Source organism: Sphingomonas sp. LC-1 (genome assembly GCF_025371035.1).
Lineage (GTDB): Bacteria > Pseudomonadota > Alphaproteobacteria > Sphingomonadales > Sphingomonadaceae > Sphingomonas > Sphingomonas sanguinis_E.
Window position 1 is genome coordinate 346,145 of record NZ_JANZXB010000002.1, and the last position, 15,430, is coordinate 361,574.

Genomic DNA, 15,430 nt, shown 5'->3' on the forward strand with positions numbered 1-15,430 from the left:
ATTCATGGTGGCGTTCACGGCTGGGGCATGCCGTTTTCGTCGAAGCGGGCGCCGACCGGAACCTCGACCGGCGGCTGCGACGTGCCGCCCGCCCCTGCATTCAGGCCGAAGACGAAGGCGAGCACGACGGCGATCGCCTGATACAGATCGGCGCGGACTTCCTGTCCTTCGCGGCTGGTATAATAGACGGCGCGGGCGAGCTGCGGATATTCCAGCACCGGCTTGGCATATTCGCCCGCCATCTCGCGGATCGCCAGCGCGGTCGCGCCGCGCCCCTTGGCGACGACGACCGGCACCTCGTCCTGCCCGCGTTCGTAGCGGAGCGCGACCGCGAAATGGGTCGGGTTGGTCAGGATGACATGCGCCTCCTGCACCGCCGCGCGCACGGCGCGATGCGACATTTCGCGCTGCTTGGCGCGGATATGCGCCTTGGCCTCGGGATTGCCCTCGCTTTCCTTATGCTCGTCCTTGACCTCCTGCTTGGTCATCTTGAGCTTGGAGAGCAGCTGGAAGATCTGGAGCGGCACGTCGAAGCCCGCGATCAGCACCAGCCCCATGCCCATGACCAGCAACACCGAGATGAAGGTGCCGCCCAGTGACCCGATCGCGCTGTTCAGGTCGCTCTGCGCCAGCCCCATGGTGGTGCGCGACGATTTCCACAGCATATAGGCGCCGATCGCGCCGAGCAGCACGACCTTGAGCAGCGACTTGCCCAGTTCGGTCCAGCCCTGCACCCCGAAGATGCGCTTCAGCCCCGAGGCCGGGTTGAGCTTGGACGGCTTGGGCGCGATCGCCTTGGGATTGAAGTGGAGCGAACCCAGCCCCGCCTGCGACGCGACGGTGGCGACGATGGTCACCGCGAAGAGCGAGGCGAGCGAGGGGGCCAGCCTCCACCCCGCCTCCATCAACGGGCGGAAGGGTTCGAAATCCTCGACATCGGCATGGCTGAACTGGAAGCTGGCGGCCATCACCGCCTTGCACGCGCCCAGCAGCGTGGGGCCTGCGAAGATCAGCCAGGCGATACCCGCCATCATGACGAGCGCGGCCGCCAGGTCGCGGCTGCGCAGGATCTGCCCGTCGTCGCGCGCTTTGTCGCGGCGCTTCTGGGTTGGGGCTTCTGTCTTTTCGCCGCCCTCCGACATCAGCCGAACACCAGCGTTTCGGTGGCGGCCAGTGCCTCGCGGATGATGACGAGCATATAGTCGCCCATGGCGGGGAAGGCGATCGCGATGGCGATGACGCCGACGAACAGCGCGGCGGGCAGACCCACCGAGAAGAGGTTGAGCGAGGGCGCGGCGCGGCTCATCATGCCCATGACGAGGTTGAGGCAGAGCAGCAGGAACCCGACCGGCAGCGCCAGCAGAAGTCCGGCGAGAAAGGCATAGCCGCCGAACAGCGCGATGGCGCGGAACTGCGCCGGCGCCATCCAGGCCTGTCCGGGCGGCAGCGCCTCATAGCTTTTCACGATCGTGTCGACCAGGACGAGGTGCCCGTCGACCGACAGGAACAACAGGGTCAGCATGACCGTGAAGAACTGGCCCAGCGCCTGGGTGGAGCGGCCGTTGAGCGGATCGACGGTCGCGGCGAAGTTGATCCCCATCGACCCGCCGATCAGCTCGCTGGCGACAAGCGGCGCGGTGAAGGCGACCTGCAGGATCAGGCCGAGCGCCAGGCCGACGATCGCCTCTGCCACGACCGACATGATGGTGGGGACCGAGAAGATGACCGGCGGCGGCACCACCGGATGCGCCGAGTTGACCAGAAAGGCGATCGCCCCGGCCAGGCTGACGCGCACGGGCAGGGGGATCGACACCGCGCCGAACACGGGGGCGGTGATGAACGCCGCCCCGATCCGGATCATGATGAACAGGATCGCCCAGGCTTGCGGCTCGATCGAGAGGCCGAAGCCGAGCATGTTATTTCACGAGATCCGGGATACGCTCGAACATGCTGACCATGAAGTCGCTCAGCAGCCCGACGATCAGCCCGCCGAAGATCAGGATCGAAAAGGCGACGACGATCAGCTTGGGCACGAAGGACAGCGTCTGTTCGTTGATCGAGGTCGCCGCCTGCACCATGCCGATTACCAGGCCGGAGACCAGCACGGGCAACAGGATCGGCGCGGCGGCGAGCGCCAGCACCCACATGGTCTGGTTGGCCAGCGTCAGGAAATAATCGGCGTCCATGATGCTCGCATGCTTTCCGTGGGAAAGGGTGTCCCGTGGCCTTCGACTTCGCTCGGGCCGAACGGATCATATGGTCGAGATTGGTTAACGAAGGCCTGTCCTGACCGCCGATTCCGCTGAGCGAAGTCGAAGCCCCTGCCCCGTCCTCACGTCGCGAAACTGTTCGCCAGACTGCCCATGGTCAGCGCCCATCCATCGACCAGTACGAACAGCAACAGCTTGAACGGCAGCGAGATGATCGACGGCGACAGCATCATCATGCCCAGCGCCATCAGCACGGTCGCAACGACCAGATCGATGACGATGAAGGGCAGGAAGATCAGGAAGCCGATCTGGAACGCGGTCTTCAGCTCTGAGGTGACGAAGGCAGGAAGCAGGACCGAATAGGGAATGTCGGTGGGGCTGGCATAGGGGCCCGACTTCGCCATTTCGGCGAACATCGTCACGTCCTTGATCCGCGTCTGCTTGGCCATGAAGGCGTGGAGCGGAGCACCGGCGGCCTTGATCATCTCGGTGCCGGGCAGACGCCCCTGCGCATAGGGCTCGATCGCGTTGGCGTTGATCTGGCTGATCGTCGGCGCCATGATGAACAGCGACAGAAAGACCGACAGGCCGATCAGCACCTGGTTGGGCGGCGTCTGTTGCAGGCCCAGCGCCTGGCGCAGGATGGCCAGCACGATGACGATCCGGGTAAAGCTGGTCATCATCAGGATGATGCCCGGCAGGATCGTCAGCAGGCCCATGATGATCAGGACCTGGAGCGACAGGCTCAGCGAGCCCGAGCCGCCATTGCCGCCGCCGCCAAGCTGCCCGATCGCGCGGTCGACCGCATCGCCGACCCCCGGTGCGGGCGCGGCGGCCGGAGCGGCGGGGGCCGCTTGGGCGAAGGCGGGCATCGCGATCATCAGCGCGAGCAGCAGGGCCAGGACGATCCACAGCGGCTTCAGATTACGCCCGGACAGGCCGGCGGGACTGGCGGCGCGGCCATGCGCCCGGATCAGCGCGGGGCCGGTTCCCCGGCGGGTCACGGAGATGGTCATTGATCGAACTTCTTGGGCGCGAAGCGCGAGACGAAATCGGTGGGACGGCGCGGCGGGGTCGGCGGCACCGGGGCGGGCGTCCCCGGCGACCCTGCGGTCCCTTCCACCTTGTCGACCAGCTGGACGCCGCCGCGCCCGACCGAGACGAGCAGGTTGCGCCCTTCGAACTCGATGACCGCCAGACGCAGGCCGGGCGAGATCATCATCGTCTCGCGCACATGGATCAGCCGCGTGGCGGGGCGGCCCGGCATCCGGCTTTCCAGCCGCCGCCAGAGATAGAGGCAGCCGATCATCAGGCCGCAGATGAGCGGCAGCAGGATGACGAGCTTCAGGATATAGGACCAGAGCATGGGGTGGTTCAGCCGCGCTTGTCGGGATTGACCAGCTCGGTCATGCGCACGCCGAAGCGGTCGCCGACCGTCACCACCTCGCCGCGTCCGATCAGCGTGCCGTTGACCAGCACGTCGAGCAGTTCGTTGGCCTGACGGTCGAGTTCGATCACGCTCGATTCGGACAGCGCCAGCAGCTCGCGCAGCGACAACTGGGTCGATCCGATCTCGACGGTCAGCTTGACGTCGACATCCTGAAGCAGCCGGAAATTGGCGGCGACCGATGTGTCGACGGGGAAGCCCCCGGCCATATCGTTCATTGTTCGAATCCTTCGTGAGCGCGGGCCAGTCCGTCGATGGACCGGTTGAGGGAGGTAAGCTGGACGGCGGCGCGACCATTGGCGGTGCCGACCGTGCCCATGCCGAGCAGATCGCCGCCGACCATCACCGGCACTTCCGGTCCGAAACTGATCGGGATCACGTCGCCGATCTTCAGGTCCATCAGGCGGCTGAGCGAAACGACGGGTTCGGCCAGGACCGAGCGGACCGGGAAGCGCACCGTCATCACCGCGCGGGTCAGGTCGCCGCGCCAAGTGGGATCGGCTTCCGCCTGCCGGTCGACGACCTTGCCGGTCAAGGCGGAGCCGTGCGGCTTCAACGCGCTGACCGGATAGAGGATGTCGAGCATGGTCGGGCGGCGGGTCTGTCCGGCGATGCCGAAACGGGTCACGATCATCGCATCCTCGCCCTCGATCCCCGACAGCATCGCGGGCGAGGATTCGGGGCGACCGGCGCGGAAGTCCAGCTTGGCGAGCGATTCCCAGGCGTTGCGCAGCGGCGTGGCCAGCATGTCGCCCAGTTGCGAGATCATCACCTCGGCGGCGGGCGAGAATTCGGCCGGAAGGGTATCGGGCGCGGCGCCCGTGCCGCCGAAGAACAGGTCGATCATCGACAGGCCGAAGCCGCCCTCTATGACGATCAGCGCCTGTGCGTCGGCAGGCGATCCGCTTGGCGAGGACATCGCCATGGGCAGCCAGGCGCTCAGGCCGTCGCCACGCTCGGCGCGATAATCGGCGAAGCGCTGGACGACCAGCGGCTCCGCCCAGCAGCGCAGTTCCTCGCGCAGAAGGGATTCGAACAGCCCCCGCAGCGTCCGCGCGAGGCGCGCGGACAGATGCTGCATCGTATGCAGATCGCCGAACGGGTTGAGGTTCGTCGAACCCAGCACGCCATGATCGGCGACGGGCTGTTCCCGATTGCGCTCGCGTCGTTCGGCCTGAGGGGCGGCGTTAACCATGCCTCACTGAACAACGAAATTGGTAAAGTAGACGTTAGCGATGCCGCCGAATCCCTCCTTTTGCCGCAGAATCTCGTTGATCGAGTCGACCAGCTTGCGTTGCAGCTGGCGCTTGCCGTCGCTGGAGAAGACCGCTTCCTCATCGGCATCGCCCAGCGTCATCAGGATCGCCGAACGGACCGCCAGGTCGTTGGTCTTCAAATTGTTGATGACCGTGTCGTCATAGGGGGTCGATACGGCCAGCCCGACCTGGATGATGTGGACCGAGTTGCGCATGTTGGACGTGAAGTCCTTGGGCATCTGGTAGTAATTGCTGGCATAGCGTTCGCCACCGTCGCCGACCGGCGTCTTCATGCCGACATTCTCATGGTGCTCGCCGCCTTCGCCGCCCTCGCCGCCACCTTCGCCGCCGCCATGACCGCCTTCGCCGCCCTCGCCCCCTTCACCGGCGCGCTTCTGCTCAGACTTGGGGACCAGCTTGGGGCCAGGATGGCTGGCGTCGGCCTCGGCCTCTTCCGCTGCGGCCTTGTCCTTGGCGGAAGCTTCATGGCCGCCGATCAGGCCGGAATTGGCGGCATAGAGCCCGGCCCCGACGCCGCCGCCCAGCAGGACGACGACCCCGGCGGCCATGACGATGATCTTGCCGAGTTTGCCCTTCTTCTTCTTGGCCGCACCATCGGCTTCGGGCGTGTCTTTCGCGTCGCTCATATCTCAGTTCCTCAGGCGATTCGGGTGGAAGCGGCGGCGTCGGCGGGCATGCCCGTCGCGCTTTCGCGGAATGGGTCGGCATCGGGCGCGGGGGGCCGTGCCGGAATGGTGGCGGCTGGGGTGGGCTGGCGCTGATCCCGCGCCGACTGGCCCAGATCGGAACCGCTGAAGGCGCCGGCATTCACCGCCATGCTGCCCAGCCGCAACCCCTTGTCCTCGGCCAGCCGGGCCAGCGTCGCATGCGCGTCGGCCAGCATCGTGGCGGTATGGGACTGCTCGGCGGTGAAGTGGATATGCGTCCGGTCGTCGTCGCGCCTGATGGCGACGGCGATCCCGCCAAGCGCGTCGGGGGAAAGCTGAATCCGGGTGTCGGCGGTCGCGGCATCCTCGCGCATCCGGTCGATCCGGTCGATCATCGCCTGCGGCCAATGCTGCTGCGTCATGTCGAGCGGCGACTGGTCGGCGGTGGCCGACGTCGCCACCACCGGCCGCGCCCCGTCGGTGCCGGCCAGCGCGATCGGATCGACCTGCCCCGTCACGCCGGGGGCGAGGGGTTCGGTCGCGTCGTCGCGATCCTCGGGCGCGGTCGATAGGCCGCGCAGCGCGCCCGCGAGCAGGCCGATCGTCGCCGCGCCCTGCGCCGGTTGCGTCACGCTCAGCGGACCGCTGGGCAGGGCAGGAGCGGCGGGAGTTGTGACGATCGGCTCGACCCGGGGCTCGGCGAAGACGAGTCGAAAGCCCGCTCCGCCGGCGGCTTGCGGTGTCGGGGGCGTTGTCCCCGCGGCCGGAATAGTGGCGCGGGTCAAGGCGTCGAGCATCGCGGTATCGATCGGCTTAACCAGCGTCGCGTTCGAAGCCGCGCGCACGACGCGGCTATCCGGTGCGGGGCTGCCGGCCGGTTGCGGTGCGGCGGCCGTATCGGAACCGGATGGCGGGGGCAGGACGATCGCGCTCGATGCGGATGCGGCGAGCGTCGGCAAGGCAATGGCCTCCTGGCCTTGCGCTTTGCCATCCTGCGGAACCGGAGCCGTCGTGATGCCGTCTGGTGAGCGTGCAACCGGGGTCGTCGCCTTCGCAACGATGGCCGGACTGGCGACGGTGCTTTCGATGGTCGGCGCGGCTATCGTCGGATTGACGGGCGTCGGCGCAGGCTGGATCGGCGGTGCCATGAGTTCCGCAAAGGCCGGCAAGGCGATCGGCATGCCGGTCGGCAAGACATTGCCGGAGTCCGCTGCCGCCTTGTCGCCGATGTCCGGTGCGGCATCCTCGTCATTGGGCGCGAGCGAGACCGGGCCCGTGTCGGCGGACGGCAATCCTATCGCCAGGAGATCGGAGAATTTGCCGGGATTTCCGGCGCCTTCCGACGCGGCACCGTGCGGCTTGGCGGACAGGTTGCGGCGGGGATGCGGGGTATCTACTGATAGGGATGAAGCGATGGCTGACATGGCGTGATACCCGTCAGCAAGGATCGTGCCGGTTTTGCGAGCGGCGCGGCGATGCGGCGGGCATATCCTCCAGCGCGCGCATTTCGGCGCGGATCGCGGCGGCGCGAGCGCGTTCCAGCAGCTTTTCGACCGCGGTCTGGTCGCGCTTGGCCTCGCGAGTCTGCTCGGCGGCGCGGCTCGCCTGATGCTCGGCGGCGGCGACACGGCTGGCGGCGGCGTCCGATGACTCGTTCAGGCGGTGGCGGAAATGTGCCCGCGCCATCAGCGCCGCCGCCGATGTCGGCGGGGTGGGCGTCGGAGCCACTGCCTCGACCAGTTGCGCGATGCGATCGGATAGCTGCCGCTCGGTCGTCACGCGCTGCTGCGCCCGCGATTCCTCGGCCATGGTCAGGTTGAGTTGTAGCGTGCGCACCCGGTGGAGCCGGTTCAGCATCGCTTGTTGCCGATTGGGCATGGCCTATCCTTCAGACGCCAGGCTGGCCGAACACGCCGACCAGTTCCTCGACCGCATGGTCGAGCGGCACGATCTCGTCGGCATCCTGGCGGATATATTCCATCACCGCCGGGTGGCAGGCGATGGCGGCGTCGATCGCCGGATCCGCGCCCGCACGGTACGCGCCCATCAGCACAAGGTCGCGATTTTCCTCATAGGTCGCCAGATGACGACGCAACGTCCGTGCCGCCATGGCATGGGGCTTGCCGACGATGTCGGTCATCACGCGGCTGACCGAGGGGCCGATGTCGATCGCCGGATAGACGCCGCGCTCGGCCAGATGGCGGTTGAGCACGATATGCCCGTCCAGGATCGAACGCGCCGAATCGACGACCGGGTCGTTGCCGTCGTCGCCATCCGCCAGCACGGTGTAGATGGCGGTGATCGACCCCGTGCCATGGGCGTCTGCCCCCGCGCGCTCGATCAGATTGGGCAGCATCGCAATGGCCGACGGCGGATACCCGCGCGCCGAGGCCGGCTCGCCCAGCGCCAGTCCGATCTCGCGACCGGCATGGGCGACGCGGGTCAGCGAATCCATGATGAGCAGCACCTTCTTGCCCTCGGCCCGGAAGGCCTCGGCAATGGCGGTGGCGCGAAGCGCGCCGCGGATACGCAGCACCGGCGAGTGATTGGCGGGCACCGCGACGACGACCGAGCGCGCGCGCGCCTCGCCCGCGACCTTGGTTTCCAGAAAGTCGGCGACCTCGCGGCTGCGCTCGCCGATCAGGCCGATGACGATGACATCGGCGCGGGCGGCGCGGACCATCATGCCCAGCAGCACCGACTTGCCGACGCCCGATCCCGCCATGATGCCGACGCGCTGCCCCTGACCGATGGTCAGCAGCCCGTTGATCGCCCGGACCCCGACGTCGAGCGGCTCGCGCACCCGACCGCGATCGAGCGGCGACTGCATCTTGCCCGCCAGCGGCCAGCGGCCCGCACCGCGAATGGGGCCCAAGCCGTCGATCGGCTTGCCCGATCCATCGACCACGCGGCCCAGCATCGCCGCCCCGACCTCCGCCTCGCCCGGAGGACCGAGCGGGCGGACGGGCGCACGGGGGAGAAGGGCCGCCGGGCCCCCCAGATTCATCAGCAGCGTGCGGCCGTTGCGGAAACCGATCACCTCGGCCTCCACCCGCTCGCTCGCCGCATCGCCGATCGCGCAAACGGTGCCGACCGGCAAGGACAGGCCGACCGCCTCCATCAACAGGCCGTCATAGGAGGATAGCCGCCCCGACACGGTCGCGCGCGGCGCGAAATCGGCCTGGGCGAGCGTTTCGAGATAATCGGCGGTGAAGCGGCTCAGCATGAAGGGACCGGCACCTTGTCGATGACCGCCGCCAGCTGATCCAGCCACAGGCGCGGTCCGTCCTCTACGATGGTGGAGGCGCTTTCCAGCACGAAGCCGCCCCGTTCGACGGTCGGATCGCCGACCGGGAAGATCGTCTGCGGCAGCCGCCCCTCGAGCGCGGCGACATCATCGGGATGAACGCGCAACATCGCCGATTCATGCGCCTCGGCCAGCAGGTCGATCGCGCCCTCGATCCGGCTGGTCAACCGGTCGGCGTCGATGCCGGTCTCGCCCACCAGACGGGTGACGAGCGCCATCACGGTATGACGCAACTGGTTGGCCATCATGTCGCGGTCGATCCGCGAGGAGAGCGCGTGCGAGATGCCGCCGATCAACTGCTCGTCGCGGGACTGCGCCTCGGTCAGCGCCTGGAACTCGCGGGTCGCATCCTCGACACCCTGGGCATAGCCTTCGGCATGGCCGGCGGCGCGCGCTGCGGCGATCGGGTCGGCGGCGGGTTCGGCACTTTCCTCGCACGCGGCGAACGGGTCCCAGCCCTGGGTCGGGTCCTGGGAGGGGTTGGCCGGATGGAAGTGGCGGGGCCGCGCCTGCATATCGGGATCGCGGGGCGCATCGCCACCGGGCATGGGCGAGCGGGGCCGGAAGGACACCGGATCGGCGCCCATGTCGAATCCCACCCCGACCCCCGTTCCCGGCGCCATGGCCATGCCCGACAGGTCCGACCGGGCAAAGGCGCCCGGCGGGGCGAACGCCTGTTGCAGCGCGGCGGCGGCGGCGTTTTGCCGCGCGGAGAAGCCGGCGACGAAATCAGACATAATCGTCCTCCCCGCCGCCCATCATGATCGTCCCTTCCTTGGCCAGGTTGCGGGCCACGGCGATCATCGCCTTCTGCGCTTCCAGCACTTCGGTCAGCTTCATCGGGCCGCGCGAGTCGATCTCGTCGCGGATACCCGCCGCCGCCCGCGCCGACATACAGCCCAGGAAGCGTTCGCGCGCGGCCTCGTCCGCGCCCTTGAGCGAGCGGATAAGCACTTCGCCGTCGACGTTGCGGATGAGCGCGCCCAGATTCTTGTCGTCCATCTCCAGCAGATTCTCGAAGATGAACAGGGCCTCCTCGATCTGTTTGGCGACGTCGCGGTCGATCTTGAACAGCTTGGGCATGACCCGCTGCTCGGTTGACTTGCGCGCACTCGACAGGATCTTGGCCGCTTCGCGCGAACCGCCCATGGTCAGGCCGTTGCTCGTGCCGCTGCCGCCATTGCCGCCGCTCGCCCGACGCGACAGGATCGCGTTCAGCGACTCGATCGCCTGCGGCGTCACCGGTCCCAGCCGCGCGACGCGGTGGAGAATGTCGGGCTGCATCACGTCGGGCAGCAGTTCGAGCACCTGGCCCGCCACCGCCGGATCGCAATTGGCGATCAGGACCGCCCCGATCTGCGGATGTTCCTTCTCGACGATCTTGGCGATGTCGGCGGCGTCGAGCCAGTCGAGCATCTCGATCTCGCACTGCGCCTCGGGGGGCACGATGCGCGACAACACGCTGTCGGCGCGTTCGGGGCCGAGCGCGCGGTTCATTAGATTTTCGACGAGTGGCTTGGGCTCGAACGCGATCGAGGTCCGCGCGCGTGCGCAGCCGACGAAATTGTCGAGCACCGCACCGACATCGTCCTCGCTGACATCGGCGATGGAATACATCGCCTTGCCCAGTTCGCGCACCTCATCCGGGTCCAGCTTTTGAAGGATGGCGGCGGCTTCTTCCTCGCCGACCAGCATCATCAGCATCGCCGCGCGTTCCACCCCCGAATAGGCGCGGGGGGATTCCGTCGCAGTCGTCACGCCGCAGCCTCCGGGGTGCGGATCATGTCACGGATGGCGAGCGCGGCGCGGGCCGGATTGTCGCGGGTAAAGCCGCGTACCTTGCCGATCCGTTCGTCGAGCACGGTCGAGGATTCGATCTCGTCCAGCGTCACGGTCGGGTTCACCGCGATCTGATCGCTGGAACCGAGCGCGGGGTTGGCCTGGGTCACGCTGATCCCGGCGGCGGCCAGTGCGGACAGCACGGTCGCGTCGATCGGCACGGCCACGCCGTCCAGGCCGATGATCATGGGCGTGCCGTCGGGGCCGGTCACGATCTGCCCCGGCTGGCCGGACTGGCTCGACTTCGCGCCATCGGCAGCCCCCATGGGCAACGCCTTGGTGGCGGCGTCCTCGTCCTTCTTCTTCGTGATCGCCTTCAGCAGCGGGCGCACGCCCAGCAGCAGGACGAGCAGCGCGATGATCAGCGCGGTCGCGTTGCGGGCGACGATGGGCAGCCAGCTATTGTCGTACCAGGCGGGCTTGCTCTCCATGGACGCGTCGGCGAACTTGCGGCTGATGACGGTGACATTGTCGTTGCGCTGCTGATCGAAGCCGACGGTCGACTTCACCAGATCGGAAATCTGGCCGATCTCCATCTGGCTGCGCTTGCCCGTGGCGGGATCGCGCAGCAGGACCGCGACGGTCAGCCGCTTGATCGAACCCGGCGCGGCGCGGGTGACCGAGACTTCCTTGCCCAGGTCATAGGCGCGCTGGAAGCTGTCGGACTGTTTTTCGGGGTTCACGCCCGGACCACCGGCGACCGGCTTCTGGTCGGCGGGCGGGGTGCCCGGCGCACCCGTTGCCGGCTGCGGCTGTTGCAGGGTGCTGGCGGGCGGCGGGGTGTTGGACAGCGCACCCGGAATGCCGCCCGGAGTGGTCGGATCCTTCTGGTTGCCGGTCCAGTTGCCGGTTTCGGCGCGCAGCACGCCTTCCTTGTCATAGGTTTCGCGGGTCGCGCTGGTTTCGTCCAGATTGACCTCGGCCTGCACCTCCGCGGTGAAATTGCCCGCGCCGACCAGCGGGGTCAGCAGCTGGACGAGCTGGGTGCGGTATTTCTCTTCCAGGCGACGCTGGAAATCGATGCGGCGATCGTCGCCATTCGCGCCGTCGGCACCCTTCTTGGACAACAGGCCGCCCATCTGGTCGACGACGGTCACATCCTCGGGCTTCATCCCCGGCACCGACGAGGCGACGAGGTTGACGATCGACTGGACCTGCGCGTCGGACAGCGAGCGTCCGGCATTGAGCTTGAGCACCACCGAGGCAGACGGCGAGGCATGGTCGCGCACGAAGACCGAAGCCTCCGGCATGGCGAGGTGGACGCGCGCCTCGGCCACCGCGTCGATCTCCTCGATCGAGCGGGCCAGTTCGCTTTCGCGGGCTTGGCGAAGCCGTTCGCCCTCCACCGCGCGGCTGACGCCCATCGGCAACTGGTCGAGGATCGCATAGCCGCCAGGCGCCTGCTTCGGGAGCCCCTGGCCCGCCAGCAGCATCCGTGCCCGCGAATAATCCTCTTCGTTGACGGTCAGCGCGCCGGTGCCGTCGTTGATCTTGCTCTTGATGTTCGCGGCGGACAGCGCGGTCGTCACCGCCTGCTTGTCCGCGTCCGAGAGATTCTCGAACAGCGTTTTTTGCGGCGGGCTGGACAGCGCCATCCAGGCAAGCGCGGCGGCGGCGATCAGTCCGATCAGCAGCGCCATCGGCGCGGACCGGCGGACGGCGGGCTGCGCCATCACCGACTTGATCTGGCGAAGCGGGTTGGCGAACTTTTCCGGCAACGGCGGCAAGGCCGGTGCGGGATTGGTCGATGCGGGGGTGAGGGCAGTGCTCATCTTACACCGGCATGCTCATGATGTCCTTATAGGCGGACAGGAGTTTGTTGCGGACCTGCAGCGTCGCTTCGAACCCGACCGATGCCTGCTGGCGGGCCATCATCACCTTAGCGATGTCGACCGTTTCGCCGCGTTCATAGCTTTCGGACAGGCGGGCGGCCTGTTGCTGGCCTTCGTTCACGCCCTTCAGCGCGGTTTCCAGCGTGTCGGCGAAGCTGTTCGCCGGGGCCGCCGGAGCTTGAGTCTGGGCGGCCTGTGCCGCCTGGTTGGCACCGGCCTGGCTTGCCGCCTTGAGCGCTTGATTGCGTTCCAGGATCTGGGCGCGAAGCGCCATCACCCGGTCGACGCTCATCGCGCCGCCGACACCGCCGACGCTCATGCCATCACGGCCCGGCTAGACGGGCGGATGATCTCTTCACCCTGCTCGCGCGCCTTGGCCAGGCGATAGCGCAGCGTGCGCTCCGAAATGCCCAGGCGCTTGGCGGTTTCCAAACGATTGCCGCCACAGGCCGCCAGCATCTCGCGGATCGCGGCGAATTCGCTCATCTGTACGACCTTACCCAGCGTCGCTTCCGCGGTCGTCACGGTCAGCGGCGTGTCATCGGTGTCGTTTGCGACCATCGGGCGGTCGAACACGATATGATCGGGTTCGATGGTCGCGCCACCCGCAAAGAGCAGGGCGCGCTGGATCACATTTTCCAGCTCGCGGACATTGCCGGGCCAGTTGTGCATCGACAGCTTTTCGATCGTGGCCATGCTGGGCCACGGCATCACGGTGCGACCGGCGGCGTGGCGCAGGATCATCGTCGCGGCCAGCGCGGGAATGTCCATGCGACGCTCGGCCAGCGGCTTGGTGGTCAGCGGGAAGACCGACAGGCGATAGTAAAGGTCGGCGCGGAACCGGCCTGCCGCCACTTCGGCCTGGAGATCGCGATTGGCGCAGGCGATGACGCGGACATCGACCGATTGCGGCATCGACGCGCCGAGCGGGATCACCTCGCGCTCCTGGAGCACGCGGAGCAGCTTGGCCTGGAGCTGGAGCGGCATCTCGGCGATCTCGTCGAGCAGCAGGGTGCCGCCGTCCGCCGCGCGGAAGAAACCTTCGCCAGCCTGGGCCGCACCGGTGAACGCGCCCTTCTGATGGCCGAACAGCAAGGCCTCCAGCATCGATTCGGGCAGCGCGGCGCAGTTGATCGCGACGAACGGCTTGGTGGCGCGGGTGGACTGCGCATGGATGGCGCGGGCCAGCACTTCCTTGCCGGTGCCGGTCGGACCGTTGATCAGGACGGTGATGTCCGACTGCGCGACACGCTCGGCCAGGGTGAACAGCGCCAGGCTCTCGGGATCGGCGGCGGTCGGCATTTCCGGCCCGGCGACCAGCGCCCGGACGAAGCTGTTGCCGACACCGGCCTCGCTGGCGGGATAGATGACGGTCGTCGGGCGGCCATCGGCCATCGGGATGATGGCGGGCTCTGCCCCGTCGCCGACGATCACGGTGCGTGTCGGGTGCGTGACCGCGTCTTCCGGCGTCACCAGGAACATGTCCCCGGCCTGCGGTGCGGCACCCGGTTCGGCAATCGCCAGACCCTGGGCACGAAGCGCCGAGATCAGCGCATATTTCTGCTTAACCAGGGCAGGAGAGGGAAGAATCGACGGCATCGGCTGACAAGTCCTTTCGTGACTCGTCAATGCGGCCTCTTTGGTAAAACCGCGGTTAATTCGGCAACGGCACCGGCAACTTTTTTCCGGGCGCAGGCGGGCGCGGGCGCCCGCGCCCGCGCCGCCACGGGCCCGCGCGCCCGCCCGCTCGCGAAACGGCAAAACCGGCAAAACTTTAGGGCAGATATTTGCCGGTCGGCGGCTAAAACCTGCCGGAATGCGGCCGTTCTCCACTTCGACGGCTCGACGGTCCCAGGGGACAGCGAGGGACCCGTCGAGCTACTCGGAGGAAGAACGATGACTGTTATTGCGACGAACGTGAATGCGATGCGTGCCAGCTCCGCCGGTGCCCTGGCCCAGAATGCGCTGAGCACCTCGATGCAGCGCCTGTCGAGCGGCAAGCGTATCAACTCGGCAGCCGACGACTCGGCGGGCCTCGCGATTTCCTCGTCGATGACGGCCCAGATCCGCGGCATGGCGCAGGGTGTCCGCAACGCCAATGACGGCATCTCGATGGCCCAGACGGCCGAAGGCGCGATGGACGAAGTCAACAACATGCTGCAGCGGATGCGCGAACTGAAGGTCCAGTCGACCAACGGCACCTATTCGACCTCCGACACCGACAACATCAAAAACGAGCAGCTGGCGCTAGCCAATCAGATCAACAGCGTGCTGGGCAACACCAAGTTCAACAACAAGGGCCTGTTTGACGCCGACGCTGGGGCGACCGGTTTCAAAATCCAGACCGGTGCGGGTGCCAACGATACGGTCACAATGAAGTCGACCGATTTCACCGGTGGCACGAACGGCAACGCCGCGATGAAGGCGGTTACCGGTGGTGCCGGTGGCACCGCGCCAACGGCCACCTCGGTCGGGGATGTGACGCTCGACCAGTATGACTCGGCGATCAGCGCAGTGGCGACGGCCCGCGCCAGCCTGGGTGCGACGCAGAACCAGCTTCAGTCGGCGGTCAACAACACGACCTCGACCATGACCAACCTGTCGGAAGCCAAGAGCCGCATCGAGGACACGGACTTCTCGGCCGAAACCACCGCGCTCGCCAAGGCGCAGATCCTGAGCCAGGCGTCGACCGCGATGCTGAGCCAGGCCAACCAGTCGCAGCAGGGCGTGCTCAAGCTGCTCGGCTAATCCCCGGATCGGGGGTTGATCCCCTGAACCCCCGATAACTGTTCCCCTGCCATTTCAAAGAGATGGCAGGGGGCAGTCAAAAAGAATCGTCGCCCGCTGCACTTTTTTCCTAAAGTGCGGCGA

General features: G+C 67.4%; 17 protein-coding genes. 1 reads left to right on the forward strand and 16 read right to left on the reverse strand.

What is annotated here, in order from left to right; all coding sequences use genetic code 11:
• Positions 1 to 14 precede the first annotated feature (14 nt).
• The 16 genes from NZL82_RS04370 to NZL82_RS04445 all read right to left on the reverse strand — a co-directional run bounded on the left by NZL82_RS04370 (position 15) and on the right by NZL82_RS04445 (position 14,158).
• A complete protein-coding gene (locus NZL82_RS04370; protein WP_261268541.1) occupies positions 15 to 1,142 on the reverse strand; it encodes a flagellar biosynthesis protein FlhB in 1,128 nt (375 codons plus the stop codon).
• A complete protein-coding gene (fliR, locus tag NZL82_RS04375; protein ID WP_261268542.1) occupies positions 1,142 to 1,915 on the reverse strand; it encodes a flagellar biosynthetic protein FliR in 774 nt (257 codons plus the stop codon). Before fliR ends, NZL82_RS04370 begins: the two co-directional genes overlap by 1 nt.
• Before the next feature lies 1 nt (position 1,916).
• Complete coding sequence (gene fliQ / locus NZL82_RS04380) at positions 1,917 to 2,186, reverse strand: flagellar biosynthesis protein FliQ (protein WP_261268543.1); 270 nt, start codon at positions 2,184 to 2,186, stop codon at positions 1,917 to 1,919.
• Positions 2,187 to 2,332: 146 nt separating this feature from the next.
• Positions 2,333 to 3,226 carry a flagellar type III secretion system pore protein FliP gene (fliP, locus tag NZL82_RS04385; RefSeq protein ID WP_261268544.1) on the reverse strand — a complete coding sequence of 298 codons (894 nt, stop codon included), beginning with the start codon at positions 3,224 to 3,226 and terminating at the stop codon, positions 2,333 to 2,335.
• Complete coding sequence (locus tag NZL82_RS04390) at positions 3,223 to 3,576, reverse strand: flagellar biosynthetic protein FliO (RefSeq protein ID WP_261268545.1); 354 nt, start codon at positions 3,574 to 3,576, stop codon at positions 3,223 to 3,225. Before NZL82_RS04390 ends, fliP begins: the two co-directional genes overlap by 4 nt.
• Before the next feature lie 8 nt (positions 3,577 to 3,584).
• Positions 3,585 to 3,875, reverse strand: coding sequence for a flagellar motor switch protein FliN (gene fliN, locus NZL82_RS04395; RefSeq protein WP_007406148.1), 291 nt, complete (start codon positions 3,873 to 3,875; stop codon positions 3,585 to 3,587).
• Entirely contained in the window at positions 3,872 to 4,852 is a 981-nt protein-coding gene (locus tag NZL82_RS04400) for a flagellar motor switch protein FliM (protein ID WP_261268546.1), read from the reverse strand. Before NZL82_RS04400 ends, fliN begins: the two co-directional genes overlap by 4 nt.
• Before the next feature lie 3 nt (positions 4,853 to 4,855).
• Positions 4,856 to 5,560 carry a flagellar basal body-associated protein FliL gene (gene fliL / locus NZL82_RS04405; RefSeq protein WP_261268547.1) on the reverse strand — a complete coding sequence of 235 codons (705 nt, stop codon included), beginning with the start codon at positions 5,558 to 5,560 and terminating at the stop codon, positions 4,856 to 4,858.
• A gap of 11 nt (positions 5,561 to 5,571) precedes the next feature.
• Entirely contained in the window at positions 5,572 to 7,005 is a 1,434-nt protein-coding gene (locus NZL82_RS04410) for a flagellar hook-length control protein FliK (RefSeq protein ID WP_261268548.1), read from the reverse strand.
• A 13-nt stretch (positions 7,006 to 7,018) separates the two neighbouring features.
• Positions 7,019 to 7,459, reverse strand: a complete 441-nt coding sequence (locus NZL82_RS04415; protein WP_261268549.1) for a hypothetical protein — start codon at positions 7,457 to 7,459, stop codon at positions 7,019 to 7,021.
• Positions 7,460 to 7,469: 10 nt separating this feature from the next.
• Positions 7,470 to 8,807 (reverse strand): FliI/YscN family ATPase, encoded by a 1,338-nt coding sequence (locus NZL82_RS04420; protein ID WP_261268550.1) that lies wholly within the window; start codon positions 8,805 to 8,807, stop codon positions 7,470 to 7,472.
• The gene (locus NZL82_RS04425) at positions 8,801 to 9,625 is read right to left on the reverse strand and encodes a flagellar assembly protein FliH (RefSeq protein WP_261268551.1); all 825 of its coding nucleotides are present in this window, start codon (positions 9,623 to 9,625) and stop codon (positions 8,801 to 8,803) included. Before NZL82_RS04425 ends, NZL82_RS04420 begins: the two co-directional genes overlap by 7 nt.
• Entirely contained in the window at positions 9,618 to 10,646 is a 1,029-nt protein-coding gene (gene fliG, locus NZL82_RS04430) for a flagellar motor switch protein FliG (RefSeq protein ID WP_261268552.1), read from the reverse strand. Before fliG ends, NZL82_RS04425 begins: the two co-directional genes overlap by 8 nt.
• Complete coding sequence (gene fliF, locus NZL82_RS04435; RefSeq protein WP_261268553.1) at positions 10,643 to 12,499, reverse strand: flagellar basal-body MS-ring/collar protein FliF; 1,857 nt, start codon at positions 12,497 to 12,499, stop codon at positions 10,643 to 10,645. The genes fliG and fliF overlap by 4 nt, the downstream gene beginning before the upstream one ends.
• A gap of 1 nt (position 12,500) precedes the next feature.
• Entirely contained in the window at positions 12,501 to 12,878 is a 378-nt protein-coding gene (fliE, locus tag NZL82_RS04440) for a flagellar hook-basal body complex protein FliE (RefSeq protein ID WP_261268554.1), read from the reverse strand.
• Positions 12,875 to 14,158, reverse strand: a complete 1,284-nt coding sequence (locus NZL82_RS04445; RefSeq protein WP_261268555.1) for a sigma-54-dependent Fis family transcriptional regulator — start codon at positions 14,156 to 14,158, stop codon at positions 12,875 to 12,877. Before NZL82_RS04445 ends, fliE begins: the two co-directional genes overlap by 4 nt.
• Positions 14,159 to 14,455: 297 nt before the next feature.
• Between NZL82_RS04445 and NZL82_RS04450 the strand changes: the two genes are divergently transcribed.
• Positions 14,456 to 15,307 (forward strand): flagellin, encoded by an 852-nt coding sequence (locus tag NZL82_RS04450; protein ID WP_261268556.1) that lies wholly within the window; start codon positions 14,456 to 14,458, stop codon positions 15,305 to 15,307.
• The last annotated feature ends 123 nt before the right edge of the window (positions 15,308 to 15,430 follow it).